An 8,959-nucleotide genomic window follows, 5' to 3' on the forward strand; every position below is an offset into this window, starting at 1 on the left:
CACCCAATGCTGTTGCTCCGGCGTGAGTTTGTACCAGGGCGTATCGCGTGGGATGCCTGCGGCTTCTGCGTGGCGCATCAGGTCGTCCTGGTTTTCGGCCCAGGCCGGTGTCTGCAGGGTCTTGATCGCGCCGGAGCGCAGGGTCAGCTTGTCGTTGGGAATCACCAGGCCGTAATCGACACCGATGACGCGGCCGAAGCCGCGGCAGGTCTCGCAGGCGCCCATGGCGGAGTTGAAGGAAAACAGCGAAGGCGTCGGGTCGGCGTAGCGCAGGTCGCTGTCGGGGCAATGCAGGCCGGTGGAGAAGCGCCACATCTGCTCTGAGCTGTGCGCCCCCACGCTTTTCACTCCGTGTGCCTGCGGCGGTGCGCTGCCCCTGGCACCCAGAACAGGGGCTGGCTCGGTTTGGGGCGGCCCGGCGCTCTCGCCGCCCTGTCCACTCTGGACATAGACATTCAGGCGACCACCGCGTTTGAGTGCCAGCTCAATCGCCTCGATCACGCGCGCTTTCTCGGCCGTCTGGATGCGCAGGCGGTCCGCCACAACGTCCAGAAGTTTATGCTGGCCAGCAGGTGTTGCGACCTCCCGCTCTGCATGCACACGGGTGAAACCGCTGGCCGATAGCCACTGCGTCACCTCTTCTGCACTGGTGTTGCCAGGCAACTCCACTGGAAAGGTCATGACAAGACGCGCCCCCACGCTTGCCGCTTCGCGTGCCTTCGGCGGTTCGCTGCCCCTTTCACCAGCGGATGGGGCTAATTTTCCTAGGGGCGGCCCGCCGGAAAATTGCTCCCATGCGGCAGTGCGCGTCATCAGCTCGGCGTAGATGGACTCGGGTGTGTCATGGCGCACCGGCTGCGCCGTCTTCTTGTCGAACAACTGCGCGGCACGGGCATACAAAAGTTTCAAGTGGTCATTGAGCTCGGTCATGGTGCCCACGGTCGAGCGTGAGCTGCGCACCGGGTTGGTCTGGTCAATCGCAATCGCGGGCGGCACGCCCTCGACCTTGTCCACCGCCGGTTTGTCCATGCGGTCGAGGAACTGTCTGGCGTAGGCCGAGAAGGTCTCGACATAACGGCGCTGGCCCTCCGCAAACAGGGTGTCAAACACCAGCGACGACTTGCCCGAGCCGCTGGGCCCGGTGACCACCGTCATTTCGCCGGTGCGGATATCGAGATCGAGATTTTTGAGGTTATGCTGGCGCGCGCCGCGGATGCGGATGATTCCCTGGGACATGGGTGAATGCTTTCCTGGTGAGGTCAACATTCTAGACAGCGCTGCGCGGCTTGGAGGGCGTGGGGTTAAGGCTTCAGACTGCGGGGCTGCTGACCCAGCTGGGTGCAAATATGCTGGTTTTCCCGCGCGTAATTTCCACACTCTCGGGCGCCACCTGGCCTCGTAAACTAGGCGTACGAGGAGTAAAGACATGAAAAAACTGAATTTATGGTTCGGCGCTGTTGTACTGGCCGCCCTGAGCCATGCCAGCCAGGCGCAGATACTGATCGGGCAAACGGCAGGGTTTACGGGCCCCGTGGGCGCCGGTGTGAAGGAAACCACCGAAGGCGCCAAGCTGTACATTGACGCCATCAACGCCAAGGGCGGCGTCAATGGGCAAAAAATTGAACTGATCTCTCTGGACGACAAGTTTGATCCCAAGCAGGCGGCTGAAAACGCCCGCAAGCTGGTAGAAGAACAGAACGTGCTGGCGCTGTTCCTGACCCGCGGCACCCCCCACACCCAGGCGATCTTTCCCGTGCTCGAAAAAAACGGCGTGGTACTGGTCGGGCCGTCTACCGGCGCCATGGTGATGCACGAGCCCGTCAACAAATATGTGTTCAATGTGCGTGCAACCTACCAGCGCGAAGCTGAAAAGGCGGTGACCCACCTCACTTCCACGGGCATCTCCCGGATAGCCATTGTTTATGCGGACGACAGTTTCGGCGCCGACGGTGTAGCCGGCGCGCAGAAAGGTCTGGTGGCTGCCAAGCTCCAACCTTCCGCGCTGGAAAAATTCAACCGCTCCAAGCCCGACTTTGACCCCATCATTCCCAAGCTTGTGGCCTCCAACACGCAAGCGGTCATCATGGTGGCGTCGGGTCAGGCTGTGGTTGAGGCCACCAAGGCATTGCGTGCCGCAGGCTCAGCCGCACAAATCGTGACGTTGTCCAACAATGCGTCGTCCGGTTTTATCAAAAGCCTGGGCGATAACTCCCGCGGAGTCATTGTGTCCCAGGTGTACCCTTCCGAGCGCTCCATTGCCTACAGCATGGTCAAGGAAGCCCAGGCAATGGCCAAAGCCAAGGGCCTGGAGGACATCAGCCCCGCCATGCTGGAAGGTTTCGCCGCGGCCAAGGTGCTGGTGGAGGGCCTGCGCCGTGCAGGCCCCAAACCCACGCGTGAAAAAATCCAGGTCGCCTTCGAAGGTATCCGCAAGTTCGACCTTGGCGGTCTGGAAATCAGCTATTCGCCGGGCGACCACACGGGTCTGGACTTCGCCGACCTGTCCATCATTGGTCCGAACGGCAAGTTCAGGCGCTGAAGCGCAGTTTCAGCGAAAGGCAGGCCACTTCCCTGCTTTCGCTTGACGCGCGGCAGGCTTAATCGTTCGCGTAGATGTCAACGTCCTTGGTTTCCTTGAGGAACAGCGTGCCGATCACCAGGGTGACCGCAGCGACCACGATCGGGTACCAGAGTCCGTTGTACATGTTGCCGGTTTGAGCCACGATGGCCAGCGCCGTCGCAGGCAGCAAGCCGCCGAACCAGCCGTTACCGATGTGATACGGCAAACTCATCGAGGTGTAGCGGATTCGGGTCGGGAACATTTCCACCAGCATGGCCGCAATCGGGCCATACACCATGGTCACCAGAATCACCAGGTAGGACAGAATCAGGATAACGGTCAGTTTGTCCACCTTCGCCGGGTCGGCTTTGGCAGGATAACCCGCAGCCCTCAACGCATCAGTGGTGGCCTTCTTGAACTCGACGTCCTTCTTCTTGGCATCGTCAGCCGAGAGCCCGACGGCGGTATAGCTGGTGATGATCGTCTCGCCAATCCTGATGGTCGCTGGCGCGCCTGCATCACCGGCTGCATTGTCATAACTCACCGAATTGGCGGACAGCACCTGTTTGGCCATATCGCACGAGCTGGTGAACTTGACGGTACCGGTGGGGTTGAACTGGAACGAGCATTCCCTGGCATCCGCCGTCACCACCACTTTGTTCTTGGCCTGGGCAGCTGCCAGGTCCGGGTTGGCGGCCTGAGTGAGGGCATTGAAGACCGGGAAATAAGTGACGATGGCCAGCAGGCAACCCGCCATGATGATGGGCTTGCGGCCAATCTTGTCAGACAGGATGCCGAACAACACAAAGAAAGGGGTGCCAATGATCAGCGAAGCCCCGACCAACAGGTTGACAGTCACACCATCGACCTTGAGCGACTGCGTGAGGAAAAACAGGGCGTAAAACTGGCCGGTGTACCAGACCACAGCCTGGCCGGCCGTCAGACCCACCAGCGCCAGGATAACGATCTTCAGATTTTTCCATTGACCGAAAGACTCGGACAGCGGCGCCTTGGAGGTCTTGCCCTCAGCCTTCATTTTGGTAAATGCAGGCGATTCGTTCATGCTCAAACGGATGTACACCGATACGGCCAGCAAAAAGATGGAGACCAGGAAAGGAACACGCCAGCCCCATTCAGCAAATGCCGCCTCACCCACGGCGGTGCGGACGCCGAGAATCACGACCAGGGACAACAGCAAGCCAAGGGTGGCCGTGGTCTGGATCCATGACGTGTACTGACCCCGCTTGCCGTGCGGCGAATGCTCGGCCACATAAACAACAGCGCCGCCATACTCACCACCGAGCGCCAGGCCATGAAGCATCCGCAGTCCGATCAAAATGATAGGGGCTGCAACACCAATGGAAGCGTAGTTGGGCAACAAGCCGACGATGAAGGTGGACAGGCCCATGATCACGATGGTGATCAGGAAGGTGTACTTGTGGCCCACCATGTCACCGAGGCGCCCGGAGGCTATCTCTGGCGCGAGGCCCCTGTCGCCAGTTGACTCACCTGGTGCCAGTCGGGCCGTTCAAACCAGGCGTCACCGAGCAGAAAGGCGCGCAGCATGGGCAGCGCATCCTGGCCCCAGAAAATCCTGCCCTCCACGGCGATGCTGGGCACACCGAACACACCCAGCGCAAGGGCTTCGTCGCTGTGCGCCTTCAACTGCGCCTTGACATCAGCGCCATCAACGTCGAGCCGTGGCGCCAGCCGCTCCGTCAGTGTTTGCAGGCGCTGCGCATCCGTCGCCTCCAGGCCACCGCACCACACATGGCGCAGCAGCGTCTCGCACACATAACGATTCGGCGTGCCTTGTGCATCGCAGGCCACCGCAAGACGCAGCAAGGCCAGCGGATTGAATGGGTGGCTAGCCGGCATTTGCAGCTCCACACCCTGCTGATGCGCCAGCCACAACACCTGCCGGTAGGTCCACTCGCGCTTGCCGGCAATTTCGGCCGGACCGAGTTGCCCGTGGTGTTTGAGCAGGCCGGCAAACAGCAGCGGCTTGTAGCTCACGCTGTAGCTGAGGCCTTTCAGCGCTTCGGGCAGTTGCGCAAACGCCAGCCAGGCATAAGGCGACACCACATCAAAATAGAAGGTCAGATGTCGCATCGCGGCGGGTACCGGGGCGGCGGGCGCTGTCATGGCTGCAGGGCCGCCATGCGCTGCTCGATCAGCGTCCATATCTGGCGCTTGCCACTGTCCGTGGCCTGGCCCCAGGCGGCGATTTCGTCGCGCGATCGAAAGCAGCCTTCGCACCAGCCATTGTCGGCACTCATCCGGCAAATGGAAATACAGGGGGACGGAATGTTTTGCGTCTCGCCCCGGATCGACGCCGCCTTGAAGCTGACCAGCCCGATAGCGTGATTTTGGGTAATCTGCGCCTCAACCGGGTCTACCACCACATTGGCCACCGGCGCCCCGGTCAGGCCAGCCAGTTGCTGCGGGCTCAGTTTGAACACGCCATGCGGGTGACCAGCGGCTGCCCAGATCTCGTCAAAACGAAACAGGCTCTGGTCGATCAGCGTGACTGGCGGCGTGGTGTGCGCCAGCGGCGAAACGCCGCCAATGGAAAACCCCGTGCGCGCCTTGACGAAGTCCGCATCGGCGCGACCCAGCCGCTTGCCGTCCGGGCAAACCAGGGCCTCGACCTTCTTTTCATCAACACGCTGGTCGCCCGCCGTGATGACCAGCACGGCAGCGTCATCGGACTTGCGGCGGAAAATGACGCTTTTGGCAATCTGCCCCAGCGTGATGCCGAGCGCATCGGCGGCCTGCTGTGCGGTGCGTGCGGCGTCGTCCAGCATGAGTGGCGAATGCGGATGCCCCCGCTCCTGCAGCAGCGCGGCAACCCGCTGTACCCCTTCAGGCAAGGTCTTGAGTTCTGAACCACACACTTTATAGGCCTCCACGTTCGCCCAACGCCGCGCTCATCAGCCTGCCCTCTTGTTGAGGAGCGCCGTGGCGGCACGCGAGTTGGGCTTGCGGTCAAGAAAGTCGCTGATGAATTTTCCGGCGTCGATCAGCTTGTCGAGGTCGATGCCGGTGTTGATGCCCATGCCGTGCAGCATGTAGACCACGTCTTCGGTGGCGACGTTGCCCGTGGCGCCTTTGGCGTAAGGGCAACCGCCCAGCCCGGCGGAGGAGGTGTCGTACTGCCAGATACCCATCTGCAGGCAGACCAGCGTGTTGCCCAGCGCCTGGCCGTAGGTGTCGTGGAAGTGGCCCGAAATATCGTCAATGCCGTAGTGCTGCAGCGCGGCCTCCATGGCGCGCTCGACCTTGACCGGGGTGCCCACACCAATCGTGTCTGCCACCCCAATGTGTTGCACACCAATCTCCTTGAGCAGGCGCGCGACCATGGCGACACGTTCAGGCGCCACCTCACCTTCATAAGGACAACCGACGGCGCACGATATCGCGCCGCGCACATAGATGTTCTTCGCACGCGCCGCTTCGGCCACGGGCCGGAAGCGCTCGATGCTCTCGGCGATCGAGCAGTTGATGTTGCGCTGGCTGAAAGCCTCGCTGGCCGCCGCGAACACCACGATCTCGTCCGGCCTGGACAGCACGGCAGCCTCAAACCCCTTCATGTTGGGCGTGAGCACCGAATAACGCACACCCGGCTTGCGCGAGATGCCAGCCATGACCTCGGCCGCGTCGGCCATCTGCGGCACCCATTTGGGCGACACAAAACTGGTGACCTCGATCTCCGTCAGGCCAGCATTCTGCAGGCGGTGCACCAACTCGATCTTGACAGCGGCAGGCACCGAGCCCTTTTCATTTTGCAGACCGTCGCGCGGGCCGACATCGACGAGTTTTACTTTGACTGGCAATTTCATAAGGGCGCTTTCAGGAGATACGGGCAAGAGCTACAGGCAGTGGGAAACCGCCGAACTCTTCAGTCAAGCAGGGGCCGCGGATCTGGCTTCGCCAGTCCGCAGGCGCAGCGGCCCCCTCGGGGGGCAGGGAGCTACACGCAGTGAGCGACCGTGGGGGCAACATCAGTATCCTTTTTTCGGGTCAACCACACCGGCAAGGCTGGTTATCGGGGTCCCGCTCTCTACAGCCCGGATCTTGCCCGCGATCTGTACGATTGTCTCCTCGCGCAGGGTGCGCGCAGAGGTATGCGGCGTGATGGTGATTTTCGGGTGTTTCCAGAAAGGGTGCCCGGCAGGCAGAGGCTCGGTGCGAAATACATCCAGCATGGCACCCGCAAGGTGGCCGCTGTCGATCAAGCCGATCAGGTCCTCGTCCACCAGATGCGCTCCTCGAGCCACGTTGATGACGTAGCCACCGGGCCGCAGCAGCGACAGTGTTTGCCGGTTCAGGATGTTTTCGGTCTCGGGAGTGAGCGGCACCAGACAGATCAGAACCCGCGTGGCGGCCAGAAAGTCCTGCAGCCCCGCGTCCCCCGAGAAGCACTGCACACCGTCCAGGCTTTTGGGCGACCGGCTCCACCCCTTCACCGGAAAATCAAACTGCGCCAGCGAACGCGCCACCCGCGCGCCCAGCACACCCAGACCCATCACACCCACCGGGAATTCCGGGCGCAGGTTCGGTTTGCGGTACGACCACTTGCCGGCGCGGATGTCGGCCTCATACCCATCAAGCTCGCGAAAATGCCGGATCACCGCATGGCTCACGTACTCGGCCATTTGCGCAGACATGCCGGCATCGTCCAGCCGCACCACGGCGGCCTGCGGTGGCAGGCGCAGCTTCATCAGCGCGTCCACGCCCGCGCCTATGTTGAACAGCGCCTTGAGCTGAGGCTGCTCGTCGAGGAACTGCTGCGGCGGCGACCACACCACCGCGTAATCGGCCGGCGGCGCGCCCGGCGTCCAATCGTTGACATTGTCCGCGGGAAGCTCGGCACGCAAGCCAGCGACCCAAGGTTCGGCCTTGGTGCCAACACAGCAAAAATGAATATTCATGGCTCAATTGTGCCGCGAGCAGCTTCGCGGTCTGTGGTCGCCATGGCTGCCATCGCAAGCTCGTCCCGCGAAACGACCGCGCCTCTGGCTGTCATTGCGGGCTTGACCCGCAATCCATGCCGCTCACGACCAGCGGCGGTTCACGAAGCATGGATCCCGGATCAAGTCCGGGATGACAAGCCGTCATCCGAGGAAGCACGGCTCTAAGCGGCCATCTTCAGCAACTCTGCGCCCTCGGTGACCTGGTCGCCCGGTGCGTAGAGCAGTTCCTGCACCACGCCATCGGCTGGCGCGGCAATCGTGTGCTCCATCTTCATGGCTTCCAGCACAGCCAGCGCCTGGCCCTTGCTCACCTTGTCACCGGCCTTCACCGCAAACGACACCACCTTGCCCGGCATCGGGGCCGTCAGACGGCCGGCCTCGCCGTGGGCCTCACCCGCATGGGCCAACAGGTCAATCACCGTGATTTGGGTCGCACCCTGGCGGGCAAATACATGAACGGTTTCACCGCGGCGGTACAAGCGAGCCGTCAGGCGTTGACTGCCGAAGCTCAGTGTGACTGTTTCGCCACCGCGCGAAAACGCCAGCAGGCCTTCTTCACCGCCCACTGCGAGGCGCAAGGCACCGTCATGCAGATAGGTCAGTTCGGCCCTGGCCGCCTCGCCATGAAATTCAAACTCGAAGCGCCGCAAGGCCACCCCGTGCGAGCGCCAGCCGTCACGTCGGCTGAAAGGGTCAGCCGTTTCCAGTGCTTTTTCTTCCAGCAGGCTCAAGGCCACGGCGGCGGCCGCAGCGGCAGGCAGACCGATCTTTTCCTGGTTGAACAGCGCGACCTGCTCACGCGGAATCAGCGCGGTGTCCAGATCAGCCTCGGCGAACGAGCGACTTTGCACCACATGGCGCAAAAACTGCACATTGGTGCTGAGGCCAACGATGTGTACCTGCGCCAGCGCTTCATCCATACGCGACAGCGCCTGTTCACGTGTGTCGCCGTGCACGATCAGCTTGGCGATCATCGAGTCGTAATACGGAGAGATCGCATCCCCTTCGCGCACGCCGGCATCCACACGCACCAGGCCACGTTCAAAAGAGACCGACGGCGGCAGGCCGTAGACATGCAGCGTGCCCGTCGCTGGCAGGAAGTTGTTGTCCGGGCTTTCCGCGCAGATGCGCGCTTCGATCGCATGGCCGTGGATGCGCAACTGCTCTTGCATCAAAGGAAGTTTTTCGCCCGAGGCGACGCGCAATTGCCATTCCACCAGATCCAGCCCGGTGATGGCCTCGGTGACCGGGTGCTCCATCTGCAACCTTGTATTCATCTCCATGAAGAATAAGTTCATCGTGCCGTCCGGGCGCTGCTCAACAATGCACTCGACAGTTCCCGCACCGACATAGTTGACCGCACGGGCAGCAGACACGGCGGCTTCGCCCATCTGCTGGCGCATGGCTTCTGTCATGCCAGGCG

At 62.0% G+C, this 8,959-nt stretch carries 6 protein-coding genes and 2 pseudogenes; 1 reads left to right on the forward strand and 7 read right to left on the reverse strand.

The genetic code is table 11. From position 1 onward, the window contains the following. Positions 1-1,236: pseudogene (locus tag ACESMT_RS07700) on the reverse strand (excinuclease ABC subunit A); the annotation flags it as partial. 190 nt (positions 1,237-1,426) lie between these two features. Between ACESMT_RS07700 and ACESMT_RS07705 the strand changes: the two are divergent. Continuing rightward, positions 1,427-2,539 carry an ABC transporter substrate-binding protein gene (locus ACESMT_RS07705; protein ID WP_372825983.1) on the forward strand — a complete coding sequence of 371 codons (1,113 nt, stop codon included), beginning with the start codon at positions 1,427-1,429 and terminating at the stop codon, positions 2,537-2,539. Between the two features lie 58 nt (positions 2,540-2,597). On the opposite strand, the pseudogene ACESMT_RS07710 reads toward ACESMT_RS07705, so the two are convergent. The 6 genes and pseudogenes from ACESMT_RS07710 to ACESMT_RS07735 all read right to left on the reverse strand — a co-directional run. Beyond that, a pseudogene (locus ACESMT_RS07710) lies at positions 2,598-4,025 on the reverse strand (MFS transporter); the annotation flags it as partial. 5 nt (positions 4,026-4,030) lie between these two features. Continuing rightward, positions 4,031-4,672, reverse strand: a complete 642-nt coding sequence (locus tag ACESMT_RS07715; RefSeq protein ID WP_372825988.1) for a 2-hydroxychromene-2-carboxylate isomerase — start codon at positions 4,670-4,672, stop codon at positions 4,031-4,033. A gap of 29 nt (positions 4,673-4,701) precedes the next feature. Next, complete coding sequence (locus ACESMT_RS07720; protein WP_372825984.1) at positions 4,702-5,433, reverse strand: YbaK/EbsC family protein; 732 nt, start codon at positions 5,431-5,433, stop codon at positions 4,702-4,704. A 60-nt stretch (positions 5,434-5,493) separates the two neighbouring features. Then, positions 5,494-6,402 (reverse strand): hydroxymethylglutaryl-CoA lyase, encoded by a 909-nt coding sequence (locus tag ACESMT_RS07725; protein ID WP_372825985.1) that lies wholly within the window; start codon positions 6,400-6,402, stop codon positions 5,494-5,496. A 162-nt stretch (positions 6,403-6,564) separates the two neighbouring features. Next, the gene (locus ACESMT_RS07730) at positions 6,565-7,494 is read right to left on the reverse strand and encodes a 2-hydroxyacid dehydrogenase (protein WP_372825986.1); all 930 of its coding nucleotides are present in this window, start codon (positions 7,492-7,494) and stop codon (positions 6,565-6,567) included. A gap of 203 nt (positions 7,495-7,697) precedes the next feature. Then, the coding region (locus ACESMT_RS07735) for a biotin/lipoyl-containing protein (protein WP_372825987.1) at positions 7,698-8,959 on the reverse strand (1,262 nt) is incomplete at its 5' end.

It is taken from the genome of Polaromonas sp., assembly GCF_041689105.1.
Classification (GTDB): Bacteria; Pseudomonadota; Gammaproteobacteria; order Burkholderiales; family Burkholderiaceae_C; genus Polaromonas.